This window comes from Halomarina oriensis (genome assembly GCF_009791395.1).
Taxonomy (GTDB): domain Archaea; phylum Halobacteriota; class Halobacteria; order Halobacteriales; family Haloarculaceae; genus Halomarina; species Halomarina oriensis.
In genome coordinates this window covers 427343-452624 of record NZ_WSZK01000015.1, presented here as the reverse complement: position 1 = coordinate 452624, position 25282 = coordinate 427343, and the positions used below count along the sequence as shown (strand labels likewise).

Annotated in this window: 29 protein-coding genes and 1 tRNA gene; 12 read left to right on the top strand and 18 right to left on the bottom strand. The window is 68.6% G+C overall.

The window, feature by feature from the left end; genetic code table 11:
- Window positions 1-134 precede the first annotated feature (134 nt).
- Window positions 135-893: a hypothetical protein gene (locus tag GQS65_RS08825; RefSeq protein ID WP_158204253.1), complete on the top strand. Its 759-nt coding sequence runs from the start codon at window positions 135-137 to the stop codon at window positions 891-893.
- Window positions 894-1128: 235 nt separating this feature from the next.
- On the opposite strand, the gene GQS65_RS08820 is transcribed toward GQS65_RS08825, so the two are convergent.
- The 3 genes from GQS65_RS08820 to GQS65_RS08810 form a co-directional block, all read right to left on the bottom strand.
- Complete coding sequence (locus GQS65_RS08820; RefSeq protein WP_158204252.1) at window positions 1129-1875, bottom strand: mechanosensitive ion channel family protein; 747 nt, start codon at window positions 1873-1875, stop codon at window positions 1129-1131.
- Window positions 1876-2328: 453 nt separating this feature from the next.
- Window positions 2329-2401, bottom strand: a tRNA-Pro gene (locus GQS65_RS08815).
- 48 nt (window positions 2402-2449) lie between these two features.
- Window positions 2450-3085, bottom strand: a complete 636-nt coding sequence (locus tag GQS65_RS08810) for a hypothetical protein (RefSeq protein WP_158204251.1) — start codon at window positions 3083-3085, stop codon at window positions 2450-2452.
- 128 nt (window positions 3086-3213) lie between these two features.
- Here GQS65_RS08810 and GQS65_RS08805 point away from each other — a divergent pair, with 128 nt between their 5' ends.
- The 3 genes from GQS65_RS08805 (at window position 3214) to GQS65_RS08795 (ending at window position 6324) form a co-directional block, all read left to right on the top strand.
- Window positions 3214-3678, top strand: coding sequence for a TRAM domain-containing protein (locus GQS65_RS08805; RefSeq protein ID WP_158204250.1), 465 nt, complete (start codon window positions 3214-3216; stop codon window positions 3676-3678).
- A gap of 124 nt (window positions 3679-3802) precedes the next feature.
- Window positions 3803-5764, top strand: coding sequence for an ATP-dependent protease LonB (gene lonB / locus GQS65_RS08800; RefSeq protein WP_368279991.1), 1962 nt, complete (start codon window positions 3803-3805; stop codon window positions 5762-5764).
- Between the two features lie 98 nt (window positions 5765-5862).
- Complete coding sequence (locus tag GQS65_RS08795; RefSeq protein ID WP_368279990.1) at window positions 5863-6324, top strand: Tfx family DNA-binding protein; 462 nt, start codon at window positions 5863-5865, stop codon at window positions 6322-6324.
- Between the two features lies 1 nt (window position 6325).
- On the opposite strand, the gene GQS65_RS08790 is transcribed toward GQS65_RS08795, so the two are convergent.
- Window positions 6326-7519 carry an outer membrane protein assembly factor BamB family protein gene (locus tag GQS65_RS08790; RefSeq protein WP_158204249.1) on the bottom strand — a complete coding sequence of 398 codons (1194 nt, stop codon included), beginning with the start codon at window positions 7517-7519 and terminating at the stop codon, window positions 6326-6328.
- A gap of 97 nt (window positions 7520-7616) precedes the next feature.
- Between GQS65_RS08790 and GQS65_RS08785 the strand changes: the two genes are divergently transcribed.
- Both GQS65_RS08785 and GQS65_RS08780 read left to right on the top strand, forming a co-directional pair.
- Entirely contained in the window at window positions 7617-8393 is a 777-nt protein-coding gene (locus tag GQS65_RS08785; protein WP_158204248.1) for an SDR family oxidoreductase, read from the top strand.
- Window positions 8394-8402: 9 nt separating this feature from the next.
- Window positions 8403-8573, top strand: a complete 171-nt coding sequence (locus GQS65_RS08780) for a hypothetical protein (protein ID WP_158204247.1) — start codon at window positions 8403-8405, stop codon at window positions 8571-8573.
- Window positions 8574-8589: 16 nt separating this feature from the next.
- Here GQS65_RS08780 and GQS65_RS08775 read toward each other — a convergent pair whose 3' ends face one another.
- The 3 genes from GQS65_RS08775 to GQS65_RS08765 form a co-directional block, all read right to left on the bottom strand.
- Window positions 8590-8760 carry a hypothetical protein gene (locus GQS65_RS08775; RefSeq protein ID WP_158204246.1) on the bottom strand — a complete coding sequence of 57 codons (171 nt, stop codon included), beginning with the start codon at window positions 8758-8760 and terminating at the stop codon, window positions 8590-8592.
- A 73-nt stretch (window positions 8761-8833) separates the two neighbouring features.
- A complete protein-coding gene (locus tag GQS65_RS08770) occupies window positions 8834-9838 on the bottom strand; it encodes a mannose-1-phosphate guanylyltransferase (RefSeq protein WP_158204245.1) in 1005 nt (334 codons plus the stop codon).
- A 73-nt stretch (window positions 9839-9911) separates the two neighbouring features.
- Window positions 9912-10205: a DUF7091 family protein gene (locus GQS65_RS08765; protein WP_158204244.1), complete on the bottom strand. Its 294-nt coding sequence runs from the start codon at window positions 10203-10205 to the stop codon at window positions 9912-9914.
- A 277-nt stretch (window positions 10206-10482) separates the two neighbouring features.
- Here GQS65_RS08765 and GQS65_RS08760 point away from each other — a divergent pair, with 277 nt between their 5' ends.
- Both GQS65_RS08760 and GQS65_RS08755 read left to right on the top strand, forming a co-directional pair.
- Complete coding sequence (locus tag GQS65_RS08760; protein WP_158204243.1) at window positions 10483-11418, top strand: replication factor A; 936 nt, start codon at window positions 10483-10485, stop codon at window positions 11416-11418.
- Window positions 11419-12042 carry an RPA family protein gene (locus GQS65_RS08755; RefSeq protein ID WP_158204242.1) on the top strand — a complete coding sequence of 208 codons (624 nt, stop codon included), beginning with the start codon at window positions 11419-11421 and terminating at the stop codon, window positions 12040-12042.
- A 99-nt stretch (window positions 12043-12141) separates the two neighbouring features.
- Here GQS65_RS08755 and GQS65_RS08750 read toward each other — a convergent pair whose 3' ends face one another.
- The 8 genes from GQS65_RS08750 to hutU all read right to left on the bottom strand — a co-directional run bounded on the left by GQS65_RS08750 (window position 12142) and on the right by hutU (window position 19981).
- Window positions 12142-12903, bottom strand: coding sequence for a class I SAM-dependent methyltransferase (locus GQS65_RS08750; RefSeq protein ID WP_158204241.1), 762 nt, complete (start codon window positions 12901-12903; stop codon window positions 12142-12144).
- Window positions 12904-13027: 124 nt separating this feature from the next.
- On the bottom strand, window positions 13028-13456 hold the full coding sequence (locus tag GQS65_RS08745) for a type II toxin-antitoxin system VapC family toxin (RefSeq protein ID WP_158204240.1): 429 nt from the start codon (window positions 13454-13456) through the stop codon (window positions 13028-13030).
- Complete coding sequence (locus GQS65_RS08740) at window positions 13453-13728, bottom strand: hypothetical protein (RefSeq protein WP_199268429.1); 276 nt, start codon at window positions 13726-13728, stop codon at window positions 13453-13455. Before GQS65_RS08740 ends, GQS65_RS08745 begins: the two co-directional genes overlap by 4 nt.
- Before the next feature lie 146 nt (window positions 13729-13874).
- Entirely contained in the window at window positions 13875-14213 is a 339-nt protein-coding gene (locus tag GQS65_RS08735) for a hypothetical protein (RefSeq protein ID WP_158204239.1), read from the bottom strand.
- A 168-nt stretch (window positions 14214-14381) separates the two neighbouring features.
- Window positions 14382-15992, bottom strand: coding sequence for a histidine ammonia-lyase (gene hutH / locus GQS65_RS08730; protein ID WP_368279988.1), 1611 nt, complete (start codon window positions 15990-15992; stop codon window positions 14382-14384).
- Window positions 15985-17214, bottom strand: a complete 1230-nt coding sequence (hutI, locus tag GQS65_RS08725) for an imidazolonepropionase (protein WP_158204238.1) — start codon at window positions 17212-17214, stop codon at window positions 15985-15987. Before hutI ends, hutH begins: the two co-directional genes overlap by 8 nt.
- Window positions 17211-18206, bottom strand: coding sequence for a formimidoylglutamase (hutG, locus tag GQS65_RS08720; RefSeq protein WP_158204237.1), 996 nt, complete (start codon window positions 18204-18206; stop codon window positions 17211-17213). Before hutG ends, hutI begins: the two co-directional genes overlap by 4 nt.
- Window positions 18203-19981, bottom strand: a complete 1779-nt coding sequence (gene hutU / locus GQS65_RS08715) for a urocanate hydratase (RefSeq protein WP_158204236.1) — start codon at window positions 19979-19981, stop codon at window positions 18203-18205. The genes hutG and hutU overlap by 4 nt, the downstream gene beginning before the upstream one ends.
- 59 nt (window positions 19982-20040) lie before the next feature.
- Here hutU and GQS65_RS08710 point away from each other — a divergent pair, with 59 nt between their 5' ends.
- The 4 genes from GQS65_RS08710 to GQS65_RS08695 all read left to right on the top strand — a co-directional run bounded on the left by GQS65_RS08710 (window position 20041) and on the right by GQS65_RS08695 (window position 22801).
- Window positions 20041-20685 carry a helix-turn-helix domain-containing protein gene (locus GQS65_RS08710; RefSeq protein WP_158204235.1) on the top strand — a complete coding sequence of 215 codons (645 nt, stop codon included), beginning with the start codon at window positions 20041-20043 and terminating at the stop codon, window positions 20683-20685.
- Between the two features lie 163 nt (window positions 20686-20848).
- Window positions 20849-21256 carry a CopG family transcriptional regulator gene (locus GQS65_RS08705; protein WP_158204234.1) on the top strand — a complete coding sequence of 136 codons (408 nt, stop codon included), beginning with the start codon at window positions 20849-20851 and terminating at the stop codon, window positions 21254-21256.
- 178 nt (window positions 21257-21434) lie between these two features.
- Window positions 21435-22163 carry a DsbA family protein gene (locus GQS65_RS08700; RefSeq protein WP_158204233.1) on the top strand — a complete coding sequence of 243 codons (729 nt, stop codon included), beginning with the start codon at window positions 21435-21437 and terminating at the stop codon, window positions 22161-22163.
- Complete coding sequence (locus tag GQS65_RS08695; RefSeq protein ID WP_158204232.1) at window positions 22160-22801, top strand: hypothetical protein; 642 nt, start codon at window positions 22160-22162, stop codon at window positions 22799-22801. Before GQS65_RS08700 ends, GQS65_RS08695 begins: the two co-directional genes overlap by 4 nt.
- 32 nt (window positions 22802-22833) lie before the next feature.
- Here the strand turns inward: GQS65_RS08695 and GQS65_RS08690 are convergent, their stop codons facing one another.
- From GQS65_RS08690 to GQS65_RS08680, 3 genes are all read right to left on the bottom strand, one after another.
- On the bottom strand, window positions 22834-24078 hold the full coding sequence (locus GQS65_RS08690) for a glycosyltransferase (protein ID WP_158204231.1): 1245 nt from the start codon (window positions 24076-24078) through the stop codon (window positions 22834-22836).
- A gap of 99 nt (window positions 24079-24177) precedes the next feature.
- Entirely contained in the window at window positions 24178-24630 is a 453-nt protein-coding gene (locus GQS65_RS08685; protein ID WP_368279984.1) for a DUF5814 domain-containing protein, read from the bottom strand.
- An 87-nt stretch (window positions 24631-24717) separates the two neighbouring features.
- Window positions 24718-25272 (bottom strand): type 1 glutamine amidotransferase domain-containing protein, encoded by a 555-nt coding sequence (locus GQS65_RS08680; RefSeq protein ID WP_158204644.1) that lies wholly within the window; start codon window positions 25270-25272, stop codon window positions 24718-24720.
- Window positions 25273-25282 lie beyond the last annotated feature (10 nt).

Sequence of the window (25282 nt, the reverse complement as noted above, 5' to 3'; positions counted from 1 at the left end):
TATCGCCTAATCAGACAAGAAGGTTCGCAAAGAGCGACCCGGAAGTGAACGTGAACTACGGTGGTCGTGGCGGTTCGTGCCGGGGCCCTGCCGCCGTCGTACAGTTCTTGCCAGCAGGAGTCGTAGTGCTCTCGATGGCCACCAGCGACGCTCTCGACGACGGCGTGCGGTACGTCCGCAGTCGGGGGTTCGACGTCACACGCTCGACCGACCGGGGGGAACCGGACGCGGTGGCGACGCCACGGACCGGGGCACGCCTGAGCGACTCGCTCCCCGCCGACGACCGTTCGCTCGCCATCGAGCGTCTCTCGGAGGCCGACCCGACGACCGTCCTCGAACGCGTCGCGGGGGCCGCCCGCGAGGGTCGTCGCTGTCTGTTCGTCGCCACACCGACCGTCGCGGCCGACGCACACGACGTCCTCTCCTCGCCGGCCTTCGTCCGCCGTGCGACCGACGGCCACCGCGAGTTCTACCCCTCGCTCGACCGTGTCCGCCTCGAACACGGCGGACTCGCCGCGTGGCGTGCCTACCGCCCCGACTACCGCTGGGAGGAGGTCCCCGTCGGCCAGGGCAACGTCCGACTGGTGTGTTACGACGACGAACAGGTCGTCGCCCGGTTGGACTCCGTCGAGACACTCCGTGCCCCGCCTGCCGACGCGTTTCCGTACTCGTACCGCCGTGCGGCCGACAAGCGCCTTCACGTCACGGACGTGACCGGCCACCTGCTCGGCGTCTACGCTAGCTACCGCGCGATGCGACGGGCCGGCTTCGACCCCGTCCCCGCACCCCTCGTCCCCGAACACGTGCTCGGTGACCGTGCCGTGAGCGACGCGTGGGCCATCGCCGTCGACGACGGCGAGCGCATCACGCGGGTGCTGACGACCGGCGACTGAAACCGGTGGGTTCTCCGTACGAGAGAGGTGTGTCGCGCTCGTGACGATGACCACGACCAGCGAGGTCGGGACGGTCCCGTCTCTCTCGTTGACGGCGTACTCCTCCCCGCACCGACGACGAACAGGACGGACGCGGTGCCGCCGCCGTCCGCTCGTCGAACGGGTGGCGATCGGCGGCGACACGTGTCGGGGCTACGTCAGCGTACGTCGGCAAGAAGCGACCGCCTTCGGGCGTTCAGTCGGAGATGGGTGTGCTCTCCTCGGACTGGCCGTCGGGTGGTGGGGTGACGTGCTTCGCGCGACGCATCCACCGGTCGACGTTGTCCGCGACGTACTCCCGCCCGCCGAGGCCGATGGCGAGTCCGCCACCCAGGCCGATGGCGACCGCCACACCGATCGCCAGAGCCGTCGCAACGGTCGTGAGCAGCGTCACGTCGACGCCCATGGTGTCGAGACCGACCGTGATCACGACGAAGTACAGGAACAGTCGGACGCCCGTTGCGAACCACGACGTGTACGCGGTTCGGGTCGCCGCTCGCGTTCGCTCGATGGCGTCACCGACGAAGTCGGCCACTACGAAGCCGAGGACGATGATCAACAGGCCGGCGACGAACGCCGGTAGGTACGAGACGACGGTCGCGATCCACTGTGAGAGGACCGCCACGTCGAGGACGTCGGCCGCTGCGAGGAGCGCGACCGCGTAGACGAACCACGCCGCCAGCGTTCCGAATGCGTTCGACACCGCGTCCTCCGTCCCGCCCAGTATCGACCCGATGGGCGTGTTCAACACCAGTCGGTCGAGTTCGACCCGGTCGGTCACCCCCGAGACGATCCTCCGGACGACGCGCCCGACGACCCACCCGATGAGCAGGACGACGAGCGCCCCGACGAGGTTCGGGACGAAGGCGATGGTCTGGGCGACGGTCTCCTGTAGGAACTGCGGGATTTCGACCTGCAGAATCACGTGAGTAGCTCCGTTCATAGCACCGTGCCATCAGTTACCAAAGAGGTTAAGCCACGGGCTTGCTAAACGAACTATTCCTGTCCAAAATCGGGTTTTACTTGAATCTGTGTGGTAACTGTGGCTCTGCAATATACTATCTGGAGCTATCGACGAAAGAAGTGGGTGTGTTTCACGTCTCGAATCTCGGGACTCGAAGCGAACGGGTCCTTCGGGAGACGAGTCGGGTCCCCGGATTCCAACCTCGCCGAGACCTCGTTTCGCTCGGTCTCGTCTGGTTCAAACGGGCGGACGAGCGATTCGCTCGTCACGTCCGTTCCTCGGAAAGAGCAAGTCCACTCGGATTTGAATCGCTGTCTGCGGTTCTCAAGCACGCTGTACCGCGACGAGTAAAGCGAGTCGCGGCCTCTTTTTGGTCCAGGTTCTTGCGAGGAGGGGTGCGCTTCGCGCACCCGACGAAGCTAAAAGGTGGAATGGGACCGCCCGGATTTGAACCGGGGTCACGGGCACCCAAGGCCCGAAGTATACCAGGCTAACCCACGGTCCCGCAGGTGAACCAAAGCGCATCCCACGTAAACGGGTTTCGTTCTACCGGTCACTCGACAGCGAGTGCCGCACCGACCACCAGAAGCGCCGACGCGAGCGCGATTCCCGTCGTCGCCCGGTCGGCGAGGACGCCTCCGACGACCACCACCATCCCGCCGACCAGCGCGACGGTCGCGGCGATTCGGCGACTCCGCCGGGAGAGGTACGACCGCGCACGGCAGTAGTCGACGCTCGCGGCGGCGACGGCGGCGACACCGAGCCCGCCCGCCAGCGGCGTCGCGGTGAGAACGGCGACGGCGGCGACGACGAGTCCGACCGCCGTCCCACCGACACCGACCAGCGTGGGCGACAGCGGGGTCCGTGCGTACCGGCCGTGGTAGCCGAACGCCAGCGCGGCGGTGAGCGCGCCGACGACGATGCCGAACGCCGTCGGTCCGTCGAGTGCGGCGACCAGCAGGAGTCCGACGCCGAGCACGCTCCCGGCGGCGAGGACGGGGCGTGCCGGGAACCGTGTCGCAGGGTCGGGGTCGACGTGGGCGGCGTAGACGGCGAACGGGAGGAACAGACCGAGGCCGAGCGCCGTCGCGCCCACGACCGACCCGTCGACGACGAGCGAGAACAGCATCGTCGGGACGGCGAGGACGCTCCCGACCAACAGCGCGCCGAGCGAGGCACGGAACTGCATACGGACACCGAGAGCGCCGTGGGCAAAACGATACGGTCACGACGCGCTCGGCGCGGGCCGTGCCGGTGTCTGCGGTCGACGAACGCTGAACCCACAAGCGTTTAATCTGCAGCCTCTGTAGCGCCAGTATGCCCAACTGTCCGCTCGCGGACGAGTGCCCGAGTTTCTCCGAGCGTATCGAGGGGATGGGCTGTCAGCACTACACCAACCGAAGCGGGACGGAGTGGTGCCAGCACTACAGTCAACCCATCCGCGACCTGAAGTCCCAGCCGGTGAAACCCGGTGAGGAGGTCGTCGTCGAGGTGACCGACATCCACCGTAGCGGTGCTGGCGTCGGTCGGACCGAGGATGGCTTCATCATCCTCGTCGACGGCATCCTTCCGGACGCCCGTGCGCGGGTGAAGGTGACGAAGGTCCGCTCGAACCACGCACAGGCCGACGAACTCGAACGCCTCCCGATGGACGAGGAGGACGAGGAGGACGAGGAAGTGACCGACGCCGCCGCCGCCGACGAGGACGACGGCGACGACGACGGGCCTCGCCGCACGCGTCGTGAACGACTGGGCAGCCGCGACAACTTCTGGGGCTCGTAGGAGCCTCGTCGCGGTCCGCGAGCGACCGCTTTCGTGACACTCGGAAACGCCGTTCTCTCTCGTTGCCGGCAGTCGCCAGCACGCGCGCCGACGAGGGTAAATCCCGAGCGAGCGTACGCACTGCGTGAACACCGGCCCCACTGCTCGAACGGCCACGGGAGACGCGTCCGCCCCGGCGACGGCCGAGGGGGAGTCGGCCGTCGACCTGCTCGGTGGTCTCGACATCGAGACGACCGACGACGTCGCGGTCCCCGACCGACTCATCGACCAGGTCATCGGGCAGGACGACGCCCGCGACGTGGTGCTGAAGGCGGCGACACAGCGCCGCCACGTCATGATGATCGGCTCTCCGGGGACGGGGAAGTCGATGCTCGCCAAGGCGATGAGTCAGCTCCTCCCCCGCGAGGAGCTCCAGGACGTCCTCGTCTACCACAACCCCGAGGACGGCAACCAGCCGACGGTTCGGATGGTCCCGGCGGGTCGCGGTCGGGAGATAATCGAGACACACCGCGTCGAGACGCGGAAGCGTGGACAACTGCGCTCGCTGGTGATGTGGCTCGTCGTCGTCGCCGTCCTCGGGTACGCGCTGTTCGTCGCGGGGGAACCGCTCGTCGGTATCATCGCCGCCGCCATCGTCTTCTACGTCTTCCGGGTGGGTGGCCGCACCCAGCGTGCGAGCGTGCCGAACCTGCTGGTCGACAACGGCGACCAGCAGACCGCACCGTTCGCGGACGCGACGGGTGCTCACGCCGGCGCACTGCTCGGCGACGTCCGTCACGACCCCTACCAGTCCGGCGGCCTCGCCACCCCCAGTCACGACCGGGTCGAGGCCGGGGCCATCCACAAGGCCAGTCGTGGCGTGCTGTTCGTCGACGAGATCAACACGCTCGACATCCGCTCCCAGCAGAAGCTGATGACGGCCATCCAGGAGGGCGAGTTCTCCATCACCGGCCAGTCCGAGCAGTCCTCGGGCGCGATGGTGAAGACCGACCCCGTCCCGACGGACTTCGTGATGATGGCGGCGGGCAACCTCGACGCGATGGAGAACATGCACCCGGCGCTCCGCTCGCGCATCAAGGGCTACGGCTACGAGGTGTACATGGACGACACCATCGCGGACACCCCCGAGACCCGTCGTCAGTTCGCTCGGTTCGTCGCCCAGGAGGTCGCTCGGGACGGCCGCCTCCCGGCGTTCGAGGCCGCCGCGGTCGCGGAGGTCGTCCTCGAAGCCCAGCGCCGGGCGGGCCGGAAGGGCCACCTCACGCTTGCGTTCCGCAACCTCGGCGGCCTCGTGCGTGTCGCGGGTGACATCGCCCGCGCCGAGGACGCCGAGTACACGACGCGCGACCACGTGCTCCGCGCCAAGCGCCGGGCACGGTCCATCGAACAGCAACTCGCCGACCAGTACATCGCCCGGCGGCGGGAGTACGACCTCTCGCTGGTCGAGGGGAGCGTCGTCGGCCGGGTCAACGGTCTCGCGGTGATGGGCGAGGACTCCGGTATCGTCCTGCCCGTCGTCGCGGCCGTGACGCCCGCACAGGGGTCGGGGGAGGTCATCGCCACCGGAAAGCTCCAGGCGGTCGCCACGGAGGCGGTCAACAACGTCTCTGCGGTCGTCAAGAAGTACGCCCGCGTCGACCTGGACGAGATGGACGTCCACGTCCAGTTCGTCGGTGCGGGCGAGGGTGGCGTCGACGGCGACTCCGCGAGCGTCACCGTCGCGGCGGCCGTCGTCAGCGCCCTCGAAGGGATTCCCGTCGACCAGTCCGTGGCGATGACCGGGTCGCTCTCGGTTCGCGGCGACGTGCTCCCGGTCGGTGGCGTCACCTACAAGATCGAGGCGGCGGCGAAGGCGGGCGCGAAGACGGTGGTCATCCCGGCCGCGAACGCACAGGACGTGCTCGTCGAGGCGGAGTTCCGCGAGCAGGTCGACGTCGTCCCCGTCAGCAACATCAGCGAGGTGCTGAACGTGGCACTCGTCGACGCCGTCGAGAAGTCCTCGCTACTCGACCGGCTCTCGGCGTACGCCCCTGCCCCGCCAGGTCGGGACCGAAATCGCCGGTCGGGGCCGACGCCAGCACCCTGACTCCTCGTCGGACTCGGCCCTCCTCTCCGCTCCGTTCGGCGCTCGCCGTTCGACCCTGAACCACGGGCTACAAGCCCCTCCCGCTCGTATTCTCTTCCGTGACTGACCCTGCCGACGTCGACGACATCCTGGCCAGCGTCGGGTTCGACCCCGAGACGAGCGTGCTGACCCGTCGGCAGGCGGAGGTGCTCGCGCTCCGGGAGCGAAGCCTCGCACAGGCGACCATCGCCGAGTGGCTGGGCACCTCGCGGGCGAACGTCTCCTCTATCGAGGCCAGCGCCCGCGAGAACGTGGCGAAAGCCCACGAGACCGTCGCGTTCGCCGAGGCGCTGCGCGCGCCGGTCCGCATCGCCGTCGAACCGGGGACCGACCTCTACGACGTGCCCCAGCGGGTCTACTCGGCGTGTGACGAGGCGGGCGTGAAGGTGAACTACGCCGCCCCGGAGCTGATGAAACTCGTCTCGGACGCCGCGGGCGACGCGGTTCGGGGCCGCGAGGTCCGACAGGACATCCTCGTCGGCGTCACGAGCGACGGGCAGGTCCGGGTCCGGAAACCGTAGCTCACTCCTCGTCGGTTTCGGTCGGTGGAACGAGCTTCAGCACCGTCTCCGCCGGTGTCCGGACGTACAGTGCGTCGCCGAGCGCGTCGATTCGCCCCCGTCGGGTCTCCTCCCAGTCGAGGTCGATTTCGTACCGCGTCTCGAACGGCGGCGTGCCGAGTTCGGTGCCGACGACGCGGCCGGTGTGTGTGAGCGCGGCCGCCCGCCGTCCTCGAAACGCCGCGTCGATCACCGGTTCGTCGAGTCGGAACTCCGAGCGCTCGACGCCGTCGTCGGCCGAAATCCCGTAGAGCGTCCCGAACCGCCCACCACCGTTCTGCCCCTGGTTGTCGGTCGCAGTGGCGACCGAGAGGTCGGTCTCGGTGACGCCGAGCGCCGTGACGACGCCGTCGCCGAAGTGAGTGTCCCAGACGGTCTCGCCGGTCGCTCGGTCGAGCGTGACGAGTTCCCCGTCGGCGGCGGCGAACACGCTGTCGGCGTTCGCAACGAGCGCCGTCTCGGGGGTGAACGGAGTCTCGACGGTCTCGTCGCGGTGCCACCGTACCGTACCGCTCTCGGCGTCGAGCGCGGCCATCGCACCGTCGACCCCGCCTCGCCGTCCGGCGACGAACAGCGCTCCGCCCTCGACGGCCATCTGCACGCCGGGGCGTTCGAGGTCGGTCTGCCAGCGCGTCGACCCCTCGTGGGTCAGCGCGACCACCCGTCCGTCGGCGATGGCGTAGACGCCCGTCGCGTCACCGACGAGCGGAGCGCGTGTCGCCGGGAGTTCACGCCGCCAGCGCTGGTCGCCAGCGCCGTCGACCGCGAGCAGTTCGGTGTAGCCGTCGTTCGCAACGTCGGTCCGCGGGTCGTCGAGGTACCCGAGGAGGACGTAGGCGCGGTCACCGTCGACGTGGAGCGCGTCGGCTCTCGTCTCGAGCGAACGTCGCCACCGCTCCTCGCCGGTGTCGGGGTCGAGACGAACGAGCGCGTACGACCGGCCGTCGGGGCCGACCGTCGCCCCGTCTCCTCCCTCCTCGCTGACCGTCGCGTACACTCCGGTCCGGTCGAGGCCGAACTGCTCGACGCTCTGACCGGGCGACACCGACCACTGCTGGCCCTCGGGAGCACCGCCCGCTCCGAGGCCGAGACAGCCGGTGAACGTCGTCGCTCCAAGCGCTCCGAGACCCGTGAGGAACTGCCGTCTGGAGGCCATTGCTCGCACTTCGGGGCCAGGAGAATAGGTCTTCGTCTTTCGGTCCGTGTTCGGCCGCCGCAGTGAGCTATTTCACCCCTCCGTGAGAGCCCCCGACATGGACCTCGGCCTCGCCGGTGACGCCGCACTCGTCACCGCCGGCACCAGTGGACTCGGCCGCGCCAGCGCGGAAGCACTCGCCCGCGAGGGCGCACACGTCGCCGTCTGTGGACGCACGCGGGCACACATCGACGACACCCGCGACTCGCTCGAATCGCTCGGCGACGGCGACGTACTGGCCGTCGAGGCGGACATCACCGACCGGGAGCGCGTCGAGGGGTTCGTCACCGACACCGTCGACGCCTTCGGCGGCCTCGACCACGTCGTCACGAGCGCGGGCGGCCCGCCCAGCGGCGCGTTCCTCGACACGGACGACGAGGACTGGTACGACGCCTACGACCTGCTGGTGATGAGCGTCGTCTGGACCGCTCGGACCGCCCACCCGCACCTCGAAGACGGCGGCGGGACCATCACCGCCATCACCTCGCGGTCGGTCGAACACGCTATCGACGGCCTCGTCCTCTCGAACTCGGTCCGGCGGGGCGTCATCGGCCTCGTCGAGACGCTCTCGACGGAGTTCGCGCCCGACGTCCGGACGAACGCCGTCCTGCCGGGCACCCACGAGACCAGTCGTATCGAGGACCTCATCGAGCAGGGTATCGAGCGCGGCGAGTACGACGACTACGACGCCGCCCGCGAGGAGTGGGGCGCGGGTATCCCGCTCGAACGCATCGGTCGGCCCGAGGAACTGGGCGACGTCGTCGCGTTCCTCGCCAGCGACCGGGCGAGCTTTCTCAACGGCGTCTCCGTCCCCATCGACGGCGGCCAGACGTAGCTCGGTACCATGGAGCGATATCGGCTGTTGCTCGTCGTGACGTACCTGTTGCTGGCGTCCAGTCTCTACGTCGGTTTCTTCGTCGGGTCGACCGGCCCGGTGTTCCTGGTGACGTTCGTCGCCTCGCTGGTGACGCTCGCCGGGGCCTACCTGGTCTACCGGCGCGACGAGTCGGCGTGAGGACGCCCCGTTCCGCTCAGCGACGGCGGAGGCGTTCGAGTAGCGCTCGCGCCCCCGACGCGAGGAACGCGAGGACGCCGATGGCGAGCGCACCGAGCGCCAGCAGCCACGGACCGCGCTGTCCGTCGGGAGGCGTCTCGTCGGCCACCGTCTCGTCGGCCGCCTCGTCTCGCTCCGGCACGCTCATTCGAACCACCCTGCTCGCGAGGCGCGACAGCGGCTCGCTCGCCCCCCGAGATTCTCGTTCGCTCCTCGCTCGCTCACTCCGAATCTCGCAGTCGGTCGACCACCTCGCGCACGCGCTGGGCCTGGCGCGTCGGGACGACGAGCACGTTCCCGTCGTAGGCGGCGACGGTGAGGTCCGAGACGCCCACCGCGCTGACGTGCTGGTCCTCGCCCGCAGCGATTACACAGTCCTCGGTGTCTATCGTGAGCGCGTCACCGAGGACGACGTTGCCGTCGTCGTCCGCAGCGTCAGCGAACACCCGGACGAGCGCGTCCCACGCTCCCAGGTCGTCCCACTCGAACGTCGCGGGGACGACGGCCACCTCGCGGGCGTCTTCGAGGACGGCGTAGTCGACGCTGACCGACTCGGCGAGTCTGAACGCGCTCTCGGCGTTGCCCGCCTCGACGCCTTTCACGAGTTGGGCGAGGTCACCGCGACGCGCCTCCGCCAGGAACGCCTCGGGCGTCCACGCGAACATCCCGGCGTTCCAGAGAAAGCCGTTGTACCGGTAGCGCTCGGCCGCGCCCGCGTCGGGTTTCTCGAAGAACCCGGCCGCCGTGTAGTAGCCGTCGTGTTCCTCGCCGGGCTTGATGTAGCCGTAGCCCGTCGCCGCCCGGTCGGGTTCGACGCCGAGGGTGACGAGCGCGTCGGTGTCGGCGGCCACCTCGCAGGCACGCTCCGCGACGCTACCGAAGTCGCCTTCGACGGAGTGGTCGCTCGGGAGACAGAGCATGACGGTGTCCTCACCCTCCCGCTCTCGAACCTCGTGGGCGGCGTAGACGAGCGCGGGGCCGGTGTCCCGGCCCGCCGGTTCGGTCAGTACCTCGGCGTCGGGGGCGTGGTCGGGAATCGCGTCGGCGTAGTCCGGACGCGTGAGGACGTAGACGGTGTCGGCCACCTCGCTCGCACGCTCGACGGTCCGGGTCAGCAGCGACGGGCCGTCGCCGAACGAGAGGAACTGTTTCGGGCGCTGGTCGGAACTGGCGGGGTACATTCGAGTCCCGGTTCCGCCGGCGAGAACGACCGCTGTGACGTGCATGGGACGGCCTTCGACGCGGCGGGACTAATCGGTATGGCTCCACTCGGGGGACCGTCACGGGGTGCGGTCGCGCTCAGTCGTCGTCCCAGGTCTGGATGCGCCCCTCGCGGATGTCCTCGACACAGCCGACGCAGTCCTGGTGGTCGGGGTCGAAACAGTCCGGTCGAAAGCCCTTGTCGAGGTCCACGGCACGCTTCTCGGCGTAGCGCCGGCAGACGATGCGGACCTTCCCGTCGTCGTCGACGTCGAGGTCGGCCGCGGTCGCCTCGCGGGCGGTGTCGTAGGCGTGTTTCGCCGCCCCGACCTGCCGGCCCGCCTCGCGGAACTTCGACCGGAGGAGGAACTCCAGTCGACGGCGGTTGCTCATACGCTACATCACGGCACGAACCCCCAAAGTCTCGTCGGGTGTGACGGTTCGACTCCGACCGTCGGTCGTCCCGCCGCCCGTTCCGGCCCGGACCCGTCCGACTCGTCCGCTCCACCTCGGCAGTGTCGCTCCCGACGACGGCTCCGGGCAATCGGACGGTCTCGGTCACGTCTCCGTCCGGAATTTTCACTTTCACCCCGCTAGCGAGGCTTTAATTACCGGCAAGAACCAAGCGGCGTACGTCTCCCACCGAACACACGCGGAGACGGAGCAACCAATGGCTGATCTACGACAGCACGCGGAAGACATTCACGCGCAGTTTGCCGACACGCTCGACGTGTCGGTCGAGGAGATCGAGGAGCGACTGGAGACGCTCGTCGACGAGTACAAGGTCCCCGCCGAGGAGGCACGGCGCTCTATCGTGTCGAGCTACCTCGACGAAGCGGGCATGGACCGTGACGAACTCGGCGGCGGTGGTGGCGGCGGCAACGAACTCGTTCAGGCCGCGGACATCGACCGGGACGAGCAGTGGGTCGACCTCCGGGTCAAGTTGGTCGACCTCTGGGAACCCCGCAGCGACGCCATCTCGCAGGTCGGTCTACTCGGCGACGAGTCGGGCACCATCAAGTTCGTCTCCTTCCAGACGAGCGACCTGCCGAAACTCGAAGAGGGTACGTCCTACAGCCTCGGCAACGTCGTCACCGACGAGTACGAGGGTCGCTACTCGGTGAAACTCAACCGCACGACGAGCATCCAGGAACTCGACGAGGACGTCGAGGTGGGCGACGACTCGACGGAGGTCGAGGGCGCGCTCATCGACGTCCAGCGCGGGTCGGGACTCATCAAGCGCTGTCCCGAGGAGGACTGCACCCGCGTCCTCCAGAACGGGCGCTGTAGCGAACACGGCGAGGTCGACGGCGAGTTCGACCTGCGCATCAAGGCCGTCCTCGACGACGGCGAGTCGGTCCACGAGGTCATCTTCGACCAGGAGGCGACCGAGGAACTGACCGGCGTCGAACTGGAGGAGGCGAAGGGGATGGCGATGGACGCCCTCGACACGAGCGTCGTCGCCGACGAGATGAAAGCCGAGATTCTCGGTCTGTACTACCGCGTTCGCGGCCCCACCTTCGGTCGCTACGTGCTGGCCGACGAGTTCGAGCGCCTCGGGCCGGTCGATGCTGGCGACGCGCTCATCAAAGCGAGGTCGATGTAGATGTCCGGAGCACCCACCCGCGAAGTCGCCCGACGGGTCTTCGCCACCGAGTTCAATGACGCCCAGTACACGTTCAAAGAGTCCGACGAGGAGCGCGCGCCCGTCTACGCGCTGCTCCCGACCGGCGAACGCGCCAACCGCGTGTTCGTCGTCGGTACCCTGACGGAAACCGAGGACGTCGGCTCGGACTCGGAGTACTGGCAGGGTCGCGTCGTCGACCCCTCGGGGACGTTCTTCATGTACGCCGGCCAGTACCAGCCGGAAGCCGCGAGCTTCCTCCGTGAAGCCGAACCGCCGGTCTACGTCGCCGTCGCGGGCAAGCCCCGCACCTTCGAGACCGACGACGGCGAGATCAACGTCTCGCTCCGTCCGGAGTCCGTCACCGCCGTCGACGCCGACACCCGTGACCGCTGGGTCGTCGAGACGGCGACGCGGACGCTCGAACGCATCCAAGCGGTCGAGAGCGACGAGGCCACGCAGAACGAGTACGTCTCGATGGCCCGCGAACACTACGCCGACGAGGAGGGCACGCTGACCCTCGACCAGTACCGTCGTGCCGCACTCGGCGCGCTCGAAGAACTGGACGAGGAAGAGGCAGAAGCCGAAGCGCAACCGTCGGCGTAACGCTCTCGAATCGCACCGTCGAATCTTACTCCGTCTTTTCTATCGCACCGTCGAGCGCCTGCTGTCTCGCTTCAGCTCTCGCCAAACTCCTCCGGTGTGTTACGCAGCCTTTCGAAGCCGCCACAGTTGGACACCATCACCATCGTCGAGTCCATCACCGTCGAACCCCCCATCGACCGACCACTGCTCGAACGGCGAGTGCCGGGCCAGCAACTCGACTTGCTGGGGCGGGAGGTGTGCCAGCACGAACTCCTCGCGTGCGACCTCGTCGCCGTCCGTGTCCCGAATCTCGTGTTCGCAGCGGTACGTCTGGTCGACCTGACTCTCGATCGTCGTTCGCGTTCGACTGTAGAGCGTGCGCCCGTCGTGTTCGAACTCGCGTTCGGAGTGCCACTCGCCGAAGGCGTCGGCGATGACGTCGTACTGCGGGACGTAGACGTCGAAGACGAGCCGGCCGCCGGGGTTCAACGCGGCGTGGAGCGCGTCGAGTGCTGCCAACTGGTCGTCGACCGTCGTCAGGTTACAGAACGAGTTGTACGGGACGATGACGAGGTCGTACGCCGACGCCGTGCCGACCGTTCGGAGGTCGGCTTGCCAGACCGTCGGCTGTACTCCCATCGTCGCCGCGCGTTCTTGGAGCAGTTCGAGCATCGGTCGGGACACGTCGAAGCCATCCGCGTCAACGCCCTCGTCGAGCAGTTCGAGGTAGAGTCGCCCGGTCCCGCACGCGGCTTCGAGTACTCGTCCGTCGGTGTTTGTCGCGCAGTCGAGATAGAAGGACTCGTCACCAACGTCGGTCCGCTCGTGAGCAGTCCGGTACGATGCCGCCAACTCCGCCGTGTATCGGTTGAGGTCCGTCATGGAGCGACACGAGGTGTGAACGGTGTAACGAGGGTGGGTGCCATCAGCGTATCCCACGGGCGAGTCCTCGACTACCGGGTCGACGGCATCGTGCAGTCGTGACGCGGAGGTGGCCGACCGGCGGTTACTCGCCGGGAACTGTACGCGTGACCAGACCGTCGAAATCCGAATCGAAACTCAACACGGTGTCGATACCCCTCGTTTCGCACTGGCGGACGATGGTCGCGTCGGTGAAGCTGAGGTCGTGGTCGTCGTACCGGCGGAACGTCTCCAGCGCCCCGCGAACCACATCGGGGCCGACGTTGAGGACGTCGAACACGCGGGGGAACGACTCTTCGCCGAGGATACGACGGGCGACGATGTCCGCTGCGTCGTGTGACCCGGTTCGGCTGCGAGTGAGCGTGACCGTCTCGTCGAGGACGTAGTCGCTCGTGTACGGCTGTCCATACGTCCCCTCGAGCAGTCGGTCGAACGCGGCCACGGCGTCGTCGTGTCTGGCCGCGTCCGTGTCGTGGTGGGCGTAGAACACGCCCGTGTCGACGAAGACGCTCATCCGTAGAGCACGTCGTCGACGTCCGCTTCGGTCGTCGTCTTCCCCGACGAGACCGTCCCCTCGTGGAAGCGCGCTCGCTCCTCGTCGTCGAGGGGGACGCGCTCCTCGCGGAACGAGTCGACGAGGTCGGCTTTCGACTCGAAGGCACGCTCGACGAGTCGAGCCAGAATCGCCTGTTGGGTGACGCGCTCGCCGGTCTGTAGTCGAATTTCGGCCTGTAACCGTTCGAGACGGGACTTCGTGTCCTCGTCCATCTTCACGGAGGTCGCCATACTTCTAGTAGAATTCTCTACTGGGTAAACGTTGCCACTCCGTTGGTGGATGCGTGTGGTGGTTGCCAGATGCGTACCGCGAGTGTATCGCGGGAGCAGAATCAGAATACTGGTTAGGTAGTCATCTCCGTACCCAACACACCAGACTACGCAGCGTCTCTTCTTCGCGTCGTGGTCGCACGGACACCGAACCAATAGCCGATAATGGTCAGGACGACGACGACCGCAGTCAGCATCACGTAGGTGAACGGAACCGTCCACGGATTCGTGACACCGGCCTCACCTCGAATGATGCGAGTTGCGGCGAAGACCAACTGGCTGGAGTAAGCGAACGACAGTGCTGCCCCGACTCCTGTGACGAGGGCCGCTCCCAGTGCCCACGGGAGTCGGCCTTTTCCATCAAACAATGCCGAATCTCGGTATACGAATGCGCCGACTGGTAGTGCGACAAGCAGACCAAACCCGAGCAGGTATGCGAGGTTCACATCACTCAAATTAGAGTTCTCATTTGTAGTCTTTTTCCCGAGTCGGTGTGATGAGACCAACTCAGATTGTCTCAAGTCTACGTGCCACTGATAGACCCACGCTCTGCGTCTCAGAACCGAGGCAGCGGAGGCCAACCGAAGCTGTCGAACTGTGAGCTATTGACCCCCTCACTCCGTCTTTTCTATCGCACCGTCGAGCGCCTGCTGGAGCGCACCGGTCGCCACCAGCGAATCGACCGCCTCCATCTCCGGCGCGAGCGGGCGGTCCTCGTCCAGCGGTGGAACGACCTCCCGAACCGCTCGGTAGGTCGCACCGGTCCCGACGCCGTGCGCCAACCCGGAGTCGACGAAATCGGCGGCCTGCGCCCCACAGAGCAGTTCGACGGCGACGACCTGCCGCGCGTTGCGGAGCGTCCGGCGGGCGGCGTGGGCCGCCGTCGCGGACATCGAGACGTGGTCCTCCTGGTTCCCGCTGACCGGGGTGTTGTCCGTCGCGGTCCGCCCCACCGCGCGGCACTCCGAGACGAGCGAGGCGGCGGTGTACTGCGCGATCATGTAGCCCGAGCGGACGCCGCTCTCCGGGGTCAGGAACGGCGGGAGGTGTGGCTCCTGGACGTTCGGGTTGAGCATCCGGTCGGTTCGGCGCTCGGCGATGGCGGCGAGTTCGGTCAGCGCGCTCACGAGGTAGTCGAGGCGGAGTGCGAGCGGTTCGCCGTGGAAGTTCCCGCCCGAGACGACGTCGGCAGCGTCGGTTCCCGACGCCCGGCGGTCGACCTCTCCGACGGGGAAGACCAGCGGGTTGTCCGTCGCGCTGTTCAACTCGACTTCGACGGCCTCCCGGAGGTGGGCCACCGAATCGCGGACCGCGCCGTGGACCTGCGGCAGGCAGCGCAACGAGTAGGCGTCCTGCACCCGGTCGCAGTTGCGGTGGGACTCGACGACGTCGCTCCCCTCGCAGTGGGCTTTGACGCGACTCGCGCTGACGGTCTGCCCGGCGTGTGGACGGACGCGCTGGATGGCGGCGTCGCAGGCGGCGGTGGTGCCCATCGTCACCTCGACGGTGAGCGCCCCGGCGGCGTCGGCGGCCTCGCAGAGCCGCTCGGCGTCGACGACCAGCAACGCGGCCAGACCGACCGTCAACTGTGTCCCGTTGATGAGCGCGAGACCCTCTTTCGCCCGGAGGGTGAGCGGGTCGCGGCCCACCCGTTCCAGCGCCTCTGTGCCGGTGACGCGTTCGGTGAGTGCATCGTCGCCGTTCGTCGGTTCGACGGTCGCCTCGCCCTCGCCCAGCAGGACGAGCGCCATGTGCGCCAGCGGCGCGAGGTCACCGCTCGCCCCGAGACTCCCCCGTGACTTCACGACGGGGTGGACGCGCTCGTTCAGCAGCGTCACGAGGTGGTCGACGACCACCTCTCGAACGCCCGAGTAGCCCTTGACGAGCGCGTTGATGCGGGTGACCATCAGCGCTCGCACTTCCTCGCGGGTGAGTTCGCGGCCCGCACCGGCGGCGTGGCTCCGAATCAGGTTCGTCTGGAGTTCGTCGACCTGTTCGGGGGGGATGCGGGTGTCTACCAACTCGCCGAACCCCGTGTTGATGCCGTAGACCGCCTCGCCGCTCTCGGCGATGCTCTCGACGCGTTCGCGGGCCTCACGGACGCGCTGGCGGGCCTCCTCGGTGACGGTCACCGGCGCGTCGTGGCGGGCGACTCTCACCACGTCCTCGGGAGTGAGCGTCTCGCCGTCGAGTTCGACCGGGGTCGGCCCGGCGGCGTCACTCACGCTGGACCACCTCGTCCTCCGCGACCACCCTGCCGTCTTTCACGACCGTCTCGACGACGTTCTGCCCGAACCGATAGGGGACGTGGACGTGCGAGGGGGCGTCGACGACGAGCAGGTCGCCGCGCTGGCCCGGCGCGAGCGTCCCGCGGTCCTCGCGGTCCATCGCCAGTGCGCCGCCGCGGGTCGCGGCGGTGACGGCCGCTGCGGGTGGCATCCCCATCCCGACGCAGGCGAGCGTGGTGGCGAAGGCCATACTCGGCGCGTAGCAGTTCGGGTTGAAGTCGCTGGCGACGGCGACGGTCGCACCCGCCTCTACGAACGGTTCGTGGTCGGCGTACTCCGCCCCGAGACCGAACGCCGTGCCGGGGAGGAAGACGGGGACGACGCCCGCCGCCGCGACGGCCCGAGCGTCCGACTCGTCGGCGTGCAGCAGGTGGTCGGCGCTCGTCGCGCCGACGTCGGCGGCGAGTTGCGCTCCGCCCAGGTGGACGAACTCCTCGGCGTGGACCTTCGGCGTGAGGCCGTGGTCCATCCCGGCTTCCAGCACGCGTCGGGACTGCTCTACCGAGAACACACCCTCCTCGCAGAACACGTCACAGAACTCCGCGACGCCCTGCTCGGCCACTGCCGGTAGCTGTTCGTCGACGACCTGCTCGGTGTAGGACTCGGCGTCGCCGCCCTCGGGAATCGCGTGCGCGCCCATGAACGTCGGCACCACGTCGACCGGGTGGGCGTCGTCAGCGCGAGCGAGGACGTCGAGCATCCGCAGTTCGGTCTCGGTGTCGAGGCCGTAGCCCGACTTCACCTCGACGGTGGTCGTCCCGTGGGCGCACATCGCGTCGAGGCGGTCGAGCATCGCCGCCAGCAACTCCTCGTCGCTGGCCTCCCGGACGGCGCGGACGGTTCGCAGGATACCGCCGCCCTCGGCGAGGATGTCCTGATACGCCTTCCCTCGTAACTTCGCGGCGAACTCGTCCGAGCGGTCGCCAGCGAACAGCGCGTGGGTGTGCGAGTCGGCGAACCCCGGCAGGACGGCCTTTCCGGACGCGTCGACGACCCGGTCGGCGTTCGCTGCGGGGTACTCACGGGTCACCTCGTCGCTCCGGCCGACGGCGACGATTTTGCCGTCCTCGACGACCACCGCACCGTTCTCGATGACGTCGTCGTCGCTCGTGAACACCTCCGTGGCATCGTGGACGACGAGCGTCGTCGAGGAACTCATCGCTCCACCCCCGAGGCGTCGGCGAGCGTCCCGTCCCGTCGTCCCGCGAGCAGGTGGGCGATGGCCCGTGCCCCGGCGCGGGCGGTCAGTTCCTCGCGGTCTAGCGGCGGCGCACACTCGACCACCTCGAAGCCCGCGAGGCGGTCGTCCGCCCCGATACGCCGGAGGAGGGCGAACAGTTCGCGGGTCGAGAGGCCGCCCGGTGTCGGGGCGCTGACCCCCGGCGCGTGTGCGGCGTCCAGCACGTCCAGGTCGACGCTGACGTAGAGCGTGTCGACGCCGCCCATCGCCGCGAGCGCCCGGTCGAGTGCGTCGTCGAGGCTCCTGCCGACCGCCTCGCTCGTCACCACGACGCCGTCGTGCTCGTCGACGAACGCGGCGTACTCGCCGGTCGTCTCGAAGTGCCGTGCGCCGACGCAGGCGTAGGCTGCGAGTCCGTCCTCGAGCAGTTGGCGGTACGGCGTTCCGCTCGTCGGGTCGTCGTGGACCTCGCGGACGTCGAGGTGAGCGTCGACGTTCAGGACGCCGACGCTGTCCGAGTCGAGCAGCGGCGCGACGTTCGGGTAGGTCAGTGAGTTGTCACCACCGAGGAAGACGGGGAACGCGTCGCTGTCGTGGAGGTGGCGTGCGAAGTCCTCGACCGCCCGCTGGAGGTCGCTCACGGCCGGTCGGGACTCGCCGTCGAACGCCACGTCCCCGAGGTCGAGCATCTCGCCGACCGTTCCGTTCGTGAAGTGGTGGGTCTTGACCGACGCGAGTGCCTCGCGGAGCGCGTCGGGGCCGTGTCTCGCGCCCCTCCTGCCGACGACGGCCTCGTCGAACGGTTCGCCGAGGAGCGCCACGTCCGCGCTGGCGAGCGCCGGTGTCGGGTCGCCGTCGCGCGAGCGGACGACGTCGCCGAACTGCTCGTCGTTCGGGTCCGACGAGGTCGGTTCCCACGTCGGGGCGGCCGTGAGACTCGGGCCGCCCGTCCGGTCCGCGTGGTCGCTCATTCCTCACCTCGGTCCCGCATCGGGACGGCGACGTCCGAGCGCTCGGCTTCCTCGATGGCCTCCTCGTAGCCCGCGTCGGCGTGACGAATCACGCCCATGCCGGGGTCGGTGGTGAACACGCGTCGGGCCTTCTCCGCCGCCAACTCCGACCCGTCGAGGACGACGTGGTTGTTCGTGTGTAGCGAGTTGCCGATGCCGACACCGCCGCCGTCGTGGACGCTGACGATGTCCGCACCGGCCGCGCAGTTGAGCAGGGCGTTGAGGATGGGCCAGTCCGCGACCGCATCGCTCCCGTCGCGCATCGCCTCCGTCTCGCGGTGCGGCGAGGCGACACTGCCCGCGTCGAGGTGGTCGCGCGTGACGACGACGGGGGCGCTAATCTCGCCCTCGGCGACGAGTTCGTTGATGCGCAGGGCGAACGTCGCGCGCTCCGTCGTTCCGTCTTCGTCCGTGGCGTACCCCAACCAGCAGACTCGACTCGGCAGGCCCTGGAACTGCACCTGCTCGCGGGCGAGTTCGATCCAGCGCCGGAGGTGGTCTTTCTCGGGGAACAGTTCGAGGACGGCCTCGTCGGTGCGGTGGATGTCGGCCGGGTCGCCCGACAGCGCCGCCCAGCGGAAGGGGCCTTTCCCCTCGCAGAACAGCGGGCGGATGTACGCCGGGACGAACCCGGGGAACGCGAACGGGTCGGGCACCTCGTCGCTCCGGTACTCCTGGACCTGGCCGCGGATGTTGTTGCCGTACTCGAACGTCGTCGCGCCACGCTCCTGCAGGTCGAGCATCGCCTGCACGTGACGCGCCATCGTGTCGAGGCTCTCCTCGCGGTAGCGTTCGGGGTCGTTCGCCCGGAGTACGTCCGCTTCGGCGACGGTGAACCCCGAGGGGTAGTAGCCCTCCAGTTCGTCGTGGGCGCTCGTCTGGTCGGTGAGGAACTCGGGGACGAACTCCCGCTGGAGCAGTCCTTCGAGGAAGTCGGCAGCGTTGGCGTGGACGGCGATGGAGAACGCTTCGCCCGCCTCGGCGGCCTCGCGGGCCCGTTCGATGGCGTCGTCGACGTCGTCGGTCCTGGCCATGCAGTAGCCCGTCTCGATGCGCCGGTCGATGCGTCGTTCGTCCACCTCGGCGGCGATGCAGACGCCGTGGTTCATCGTCACCGCCAGTGGCTGAGCGCCGCCCATCCCGCCGAGGCCGGCGGTGACGGTGACGGTCCCTCGGAGACCGTTCCGGTCGGGGAACTGCTGGCGGCCCGCCTCCGCGAGCGTCTCGTAGGTGCCCTGGAGGATGCCCTGCGTCCCGATGTACGCCCACGACCCGGCGGTCATCTGGCCGTACATGATGAGCCCTTCCGCTTCGAGTTCGTGGAAGTGCTCCCAGTCGTCCCACTTCCCCACCAGGTTGGAGTTGGCGATGAGCACGCGAGGAGCGCGTTCGTGAGTCGTGAACCGCCCGACGGGTTTCCCCGACTGCACCAGCAGCGTCTCGTCGTCGCGCAGTTCCCGAAGTTCGGCGAGGATGGCGTCGTAGGCGTCCCAACTGCGGGCCGCCCGCCCCGTCCCGCCGTAGACGACGAGTTCCTCGGGCTTCTCGGCCACCTCGGGGTCGAGGTTGTTGTTCAACATCCGGAGGGCGGCCTCCTGTCGCCACCCCTCGCACTCGATGTCCGTGCCGGTCGGCGCTCCCCGATACTCGCGCCACTGCGCGCTCGGTTCGCCGACGTCGTGGTCGGCGTCGGTGTGACCGCGCACCTGCTCGTCGGTTCCGGTCCGTTCGTTCATGTGTCGTCCATAGCTAGCGCGTCGCAAATACTTTCGACCCCGCACACGGTGGGGGGTTCATGTACGAAGCGACGGTCCGCATCGCCGACGCCGGGGGGTTGGCGGCGCTGACCGCCGACGGCGAGGCGCGCATCGAGTTGTGGTGTAACGACCACTGTGACCTGCTGTCGGTCACCGGGGGTGACGACGCGCTGGCGGCCCGCCTCGACGAGCGGTTCGGCGTCCGCGAGTCGCTCGCTCGGGCGGGGAGTCTGGTCGTCGTCACCGAGCGCTGTCTCCGACGCGACGACCCCGCGCACGTCGACCGCTACCTCGAACGCCACGACTGTCTGCTCGTCCCGCCGCTCCGGTACGTCGGTGGGGCGAAACTGTGCCGACTGCTCGCGCTCGACGCCGCGGACCTCTCGGCGTGTTTCCGGGCGCTGCTCGACGACGGCCACCGGGTGACCGTCGAGCAGAAGCGGTCGGTCGGGACGGTGACGCCGGGGTCGCCGCTGGGCGTCGACGAACTGCTCCCCGACCTCACGGCCCGCCAGCGTGAGGCGTTCGTGACGGCCTACGAGCAGGGCTACTACGAGATTCCACGGGCGACGACCACCGACGCCATCGCCGACGTACTCGGCGTCGAACGCCGAACCGCCGAGGAACACCTCCGGCGGGCCGAGAACAAACTCGCCGCCGCACTGGTGTCGTACCTCCGGTGACACCTCCCGGTGGCGTCCCGTCGGCGTCGTACCCTCGGAAACGAACGTTCTCTACCGCGTACGGGTCTCTCCTGTCGACGAGAGGGATTGTTTCGCCGGTACGACACCCGTGTGAGCGTCTGACGAACGATTAAGTACTAGGAGTTGTAACCTTCGTCCGACTATGGGCAACAAGAACAAGACCATCTCGTTTCGCGTCAACGAAGACGTGTTCGAGACCCTGCGGGACATCGCCGAGGAGCGTGACATCTCGCTGTCTGCCGTGTTCCGCGACTACGTCGACACCCTCGTTGCCCACGACGGTCAGGTCCGCGTCGTCCCCGAACACGAGTACGACGAACCCGCCAAACAGGAGAGTTTCCCCCCGAAGGTCGAGGTGCCCAAGAGCTTCATCCGCGAACACGAGCGCCTCGAACTGGAGGCCGAACACCTCCGTGACCAGCTCGACGAGTACAAACGTTACGTGACGAAACTCAGTCAGCGTGTCGAGGAGGCCGACGACGAGGAGGTCATCCAACTGGAGGACCTCGACCCGGCCGACGACGACGACCACACCTTCCGTCTGGGCTGACCGCCGTCCACCGCGCCGACCGAAGCGACCGACCCCTCCTCGCCACACCGTCTCCCTCGACCAGCAGTCCCGTCCGTCCGTCCGTCCGAACCGGTGGGCGACCGCGCGCCGACCGTCTGTGAGTGAGCCACGCACGACCGAGCAATACCGATTCCCCGTCCTCGCACAGTACGTAGCGATGAACGAACGACGAGTCAGTCGGCGACGGGTCCTCGCCAGCCTCGGCCTCGGTACCGCGGCGCTCGCCGGGTGTCTCGGCGTCGGCGGGGGCGAGAGCGGTGACGGTGGGTCGGGTGAGGCGAGCGGGAACGGGACCGGCGGTTCCGGCGGCACGGGCGCGTCGGGTCTCGACCACCCCGTCGGCGACGGAATCGACGGCCAACCCACGCTCGGTCCCGCGGCGGGGACGGCCGAAGCGACGCTCGTCGCCTTCGAGGACCCCTCCTGTCCTCGCTGTGCGGCGTTCCACCGCGACACCGTCCCGCGGATTCGCTCGGAACTCGTCGACACCGGGCGGGCGACCTACGTCGTCCGCCCCTACCCCATCGTCTACGCGTGGGGCGAACCGGCGACGCGGGCGCTGTGGGCGACCTACGAGCGGGACGCCGAGGCGTTCTGGAGCCTGCTCGACCACTACTTCACCGAGCAGGGGTCGTTCGACGAGTCGAACGTCGTCGACCGGACGCGTTCGTGGCTCGACGCGGAGACGAGCGTCGACGTCGACGCGGTGGTGAACGCGGCCGAAGCCGACGGCTTCCCCGCGCCCGTCCAGTCGAACCTCGACATCGGTGAAGCGGAGGGCATCAACGGGACGCCCACCGTCGTCATGTTCCGCGACGGCCAGTACCAGTCTCGTGCGACCGGCAGCGTGAGCTACGACCTCATCACGAGCGCCCTGAACCTATGAGCGGCGCGAGTCGGTTCCGTGGTGCGGTTCGCGGCGTCTCACTGCCGACCCGGAGCGACGACTGGCGACTCGCCGCCCGAACCGCTCGCCTCGTCCTCTCGATTCCGGCGTACCTCGCGTTCGCCGTCGTCGCCGCACTCCTCGCGCTCACCGTCTTCGTCCTCGCGCAGAACCTCACCATCGTCTCCGAACTCGTGGTCGGCGGGTCGCTTCCCCTCAAAAATCGTCTCGGCGTCCTCGTCGAACTCTACCCGTTCGTCGGGACGTCGTTCTCCGGAACGGCCATCGACCCGTTGCCCGGTATCGCCGTCCTGACGCTCGCGGCACTGATGGGCGTCAACCTCGCCATGGTCGCGTACCACGTCCGCGAACACGGCCTGACGGTGTCGGGGAGCGGTGGCGGCGTCGCGGGGGTCGTCCTCGGGACGCTCGGCGCTGGCTGTGCGGCCTGTGGCTCTGCGGTGCTCGCGGGCGTGCTGTCGCTGGTCGGTATCGGTGGTCTCGGCTTCCTCCCGCTCGACGGTCTGGAGTTCGCGCTTCTGGGACTCGTCGCCGTGCTCCTCTCGACGTTCTGGCTGGCAGACGGGATGCGCGGCGGCGAGATAAACGGCTGTCCGGTCGACGTCGGCCGGCGGTAGCCCGCCGACTCGTTCGGTCCGGTTCCACCTCGTCAGTCGGTGACCCGCTCGAACAGGTCACAGTAGTCCGCGAGCAGGCGCGGGATGAGGAACTTCCGTCGGACCGTCTCCCGACCCTGTTCTCCGAGTCGCTCGGCCAGCGCGTCGTCTTCGAGGAGTCGACGACACCGGTCGGCGGTCGCGTCGATGTCCTCCGGCCCGACGAGGTAGCCGTTCTCGCCGTCCTCGACCTGGAGGGGGATGCCGCCGACGTCCGTCCCGACGACCGGTGTCTCCTTCCACAGCGCCTCCGAGACGGTGAGCGCGAACCCCTCACGGAGGGATTTCTGGAGCACCACGTCGGCGACTCGCTGCATCACGTTGACGCCGGCGTCGGGCAGGTTCGTCAGCAGGTGGACGTCCGGGTCGTCGATGGTCTCGGCTTCGACCGCCTCGTACACCTCCAGTCCCTCGGGGTCGTCGTCGGGCATCCCGCCGACGAACGCCAGTTGCACGCCGGGGACCGACTCGCGGACCTGCCGGTAGGCGTCGACGACGCCCAGCGGGTCCTTCCACGGGTCGAACCGCGACACCTGCAACAGCAGCGGGCGACCGGGGTCGACCGGGTACCGGTCCAGCGCGGCGGCCGCCGCGTCGTCGCCCGTCAGTTCGTCGAGCGGTCGGTTCTTCGCCGTGAGCGGGTCGATGGCGGGGTGGACGACGGTCGTCCCGACGTCGGGGAGCGACGTGGCGTACGCGTCTCGGCTGACGACGACGTGGTCGACGGCCGCGAGGTCCTCGTCGAAGAAGTCGAGGTACGCCGGCGAGGGGTCGGTGAGGTCGATGTGGCAGCGCCAGACGAACACCGTCTCGGGGAACCGCTCGTGGAGTGCGTCGGCCATCCCGAGCGTCTGGGGGTCGTGAAGGACGACGACGTCGTAGTCGCCCCGGAACGCGGCGGCGTTCTCGGCGACGGTCTCGCGGTAGGTCGCGCCCATCGTCTCCGTCAGCGGGTCGCCGTCGCCCTGCAACCCGTTGTGGATGGCCTTCGTCACCTCGTAGAAGGCGTCCGGAGCGGTCATCAGGTGCCAGTCGGTGTCGACGCCGAGGTCGTTCGAGAGCGCCACCAGCGGGCCGAGCATCTCGGCGACGCCGCCGCCGCTGGCCGTCGTGTTGACGTGCGCGACGCGCAGGTCCGACACCGCGGTCGCCCCGTCACGAATCTCGCGTCGCGTCTCGTCGTCGAGCAGTGGCGCGTAGGCGTCGAACGTCCGGTCGGTCGTCGGGGCGGACTCCATCGGTTACCACTCCGTTTCGACGCCGGCTACGTCAATGTATCTCAGGCGTCGCGGCTCGGAGTCGGGTCGTGGGGACGGGCCGTCGCGTCCGTCGGTCGGTCAGGAGAGCCGTCGTTTGCGCTCGTGGGCCTCGTCGGCGGCCTCACGATAGCCTTCGACCTCTGCGAGTTCCTCGACGGCTTCGAGGGTGCGGACCGACTGGTCGAGAAAGGAGAGGACGTCGCCGGAGTAGGCGTAGAGCATGTAGTCGTCGCCCATCACGTCGACGATGGCGTCGGGGCCGAGACCCTGTTCGCGCAGTTCGAGCAGGTAGCGCATGAACTTGCGCTCGGGGTGGCCACAGTGGGGGTTCGAGTCGCAGTCGCAGTCGAGGAAGTCGGTGGCGAAGTCCAGCACCCGCTCTTGGGTCGCGTCGTCGAGGTTAGCGAGGTTCTCGCTCTGGAACAGCAGGTCGAGCGTCGCCCCCGAGAACGCGCTCTTGGGGAGGTTCGTCTCCAGTTGCGAGGAGAGCTGGCGGTGGTTCTTGAGGTATATCTTGTCCGTGATGGCCACGGTTGTCCCCGGTACTCGGTCGGCGAGCAAAAGCGCGGCGGTCGGACGCCGGTGCCGACGCCGCTGTCCGCACGACGCCGACCGGCGCTACCCGTCGCCCTCGGTGAACGTCTCGACGATGGCCTCGCAGAACGCGTCGAGGTCGTCGGGGTTGCGACTCGTCACGAGGCCGTCGTCGGTGACCACCTCCTCGTCGACCCACTCCGCGCCGGCGTTGCGGAGGTCGGTCTCGATGCTGTGATAGGAGGTCAGCGTCCGGCCGTCGAGGACGTCGGCCTCGACGAGCAGCCACGGCGCGTGGCAGACGACGCCCATCGGCTTGCCGGCGTCGTCGAACCCCTCCACGAACGAGACCGCCTCGTCGTCCGCTCGGAGGGTGTCGGCTCCGACACAGCCGCCGGGAATCACGAGCGCGTCGTAGTCGTCGACACTGGCCTCCTCGAACGTCGTCGTTATGTCGTAGCTGTCGCCGGGGTCGAGGTCGTCGTTCACCGTCTCGCCCTCGCCGGTCTCGGTCCCGACGACGGTGACGTCCGCGCCGGCGTCGGTGAGCGCGTCGCGCGGTTCGGTGAACTCCGGTTCCTCGGTGCCACGTTGTGCGAGCAGGACGGCGACCGCCGTCCCCTCCAGTTGGTCGGGCATCGGTGTCCCG

Excerpts from the sequence above, each read along its gene's own strand:
- GQS65_RS08825 (WP_158204253.1), top strand. The coding sequence starts at position 135 with ATGGCCACCAGCGACGCTCTCGACGACGGCGTGCGGTACGTCCGCAGT.
- GQS65_RS08820 (WP_158204252.1), bottom strand. The coding sequence starts at position 1,875 with ATGAACGGAGCTACTCACGTGATTCTGCAGGTCGAAATCCCGCAGTTC.
- GQS65_RS08810 (WP_158204251.1), bottom strand. The coding sequence starts at position 3,085 with ATGCAGTTCCGTGCCTCGCTCGGCGCGCTGTTGGTCGGGAGCGTCCTC.
- GQS65_RS08805 (WP_158204250.1), top strand. The coding sequence starts at position 3,214 with ATGCCCAACTGTCCGCTCGCGGACGAGTGCCCGAGTTTCTCCGAGCGT.
- GQS65_RS08790 (WP_158204249.1), bottom strand. The coding sequence starts at position 7,519 with ATGGCCTCCAGACGGCAGTTCCTCACGGGTCTCGGAGCGCTTGGAGCG.
- GQS65_RS08785 (WP_158204248.1), top strand. The coding sequence starts at position 7,617 with ATGGACCTCGGCCTCGCCGGTGACGCCGCACTCGTCACCGCCGGCACC.
- GQS65_RS08780 (WP_158204247.1), top strand. The coding sequence starts at position 8,403 with ATGGAGCGATATCGGCTGTTGCTCGTCGTGACGTACCTGTTGCTGGCG.
- GQS65_RS08775 (WP_158204246.1), bottom strand. The coding sequence starts at position 8,760 with ATGAGCGTGCCGGAGCGAGACGAGGCGGCCGACGAGACGGTGGCCGAC.
- GQS65_RS08770 (WP_158204245.1), bottom strand. The coding sequence starts at position 9,838 with ATGCACGTCACAGCGGTCGTTCTCGCCGGCGGAACCGGGACTCGAATG.
- GQS65_RS08765 (WP_158204244.1), bottom strand. The coding sequence starts at position 10,205 with ATGAGCAACCGCCGTCGACTGGAGTTCCTCCTCCGGTCGAAGTTCCGC.
- GQS65_RS08760 (WP_158204243.1), top strand. The coding sequence starts at position 10,483 with ATGGCTGATCTACGACAGCACGCGGAAGACATTCACGCGCAGTTTGCC.
- GQS65_RS08755 (WP_158204242.1), top strand. The coding sequence starts at position 11,419 with ATGTCCGGAGCACCCACCCGCGAAGTCGCCCGACGGGTCTTCGCCACC.
- GQS65_RS08750 (WP_158204241.1), bottom strand. The coding sequence starts at position 12,903 with ATGACGGACCTCAACCGATACACGGCGGAGTTGGCGGCATCGTACCGG.
- GQS65_RS08745 (WP_158204240.1), bottom strand. The coding sequence starts at position 13,456 with ATGAGCGTCTTCGTCGACACGGGCGTGTTCTACGCCCACCACGACACG.
- GQS65_RS08740 (WP_199268429.1), bottom strand. The coding sequence starts at position 13,728 with ATGGCGACCTCCGTGAAGATGGACGAGGACACGAAGTCCCGTCTCGAA.
- hutI (WP_158204238.1), bottom strand. The coding sequence starts at position 17,214 with ATGAGTTCCTCGACGACGCTCGTCGTCCACGATGCCACGGAGGTGTTC.
- hutG (WP_158204237.1), bottom strand. The coding sequence starts at position 18,206 with ATGAGCGACCACGCGGACCGGACGGGCGGCCCGAGTCTCACGGCCGCC.
- hutU (WP_158204236.1), bottom strand. The coding sequence starts at position 19,981 with ATGAACGAACGGACCGGAACCGACGAGCAGGTGCGCGGTCACACCGAC.
- GQS65_RS08710 (WP_158204235.1), top strand. The coding sequence starts at position 20,041 with ATGTACGAAGCGACGGTCCGCATCGCCGACGCCGGGGGGTTGGCGGCG.
- GQS65_RS08705 (WP_158204234.1), top strand. The coding sequence starts at position 20,849 with ATGGGCAACAAGAACAAGACCATCTCGTTTCGCGTCAACGAAGACGTG.
- GQS65_RS08700 (WP_158204233.1), top strand. The coding sequence starts at position 21,435 with ATGAACGAACGACGAGTCAGTCGGCGACGGGTCCTCGCCAGCCTCGGC.
- GQS65_RS08695 (WP_158204232.1), top strand. The coding sequence starts at position 22,160 with ATGAGCGGCGCGAGTCGGTTCCGTGGTGCGGTTCGCGGCGTCTCACTG.
- GQS65_RS08690 (WP_158204231.1), bottom strand. The coding sequence starts at position 24,078 with ATGGAGTCCGCCCCGACGACCGACCGGACGTTCGACGCCTACGCGCCA.
- GQS65_RS08680 (WP_158204644.1), bottom strand. The coding sequence starts at position 25,272 with ATGCCCGACCAACTGGAGGGGACGGCGGTCGCCGTCCTGCTCGCACAA.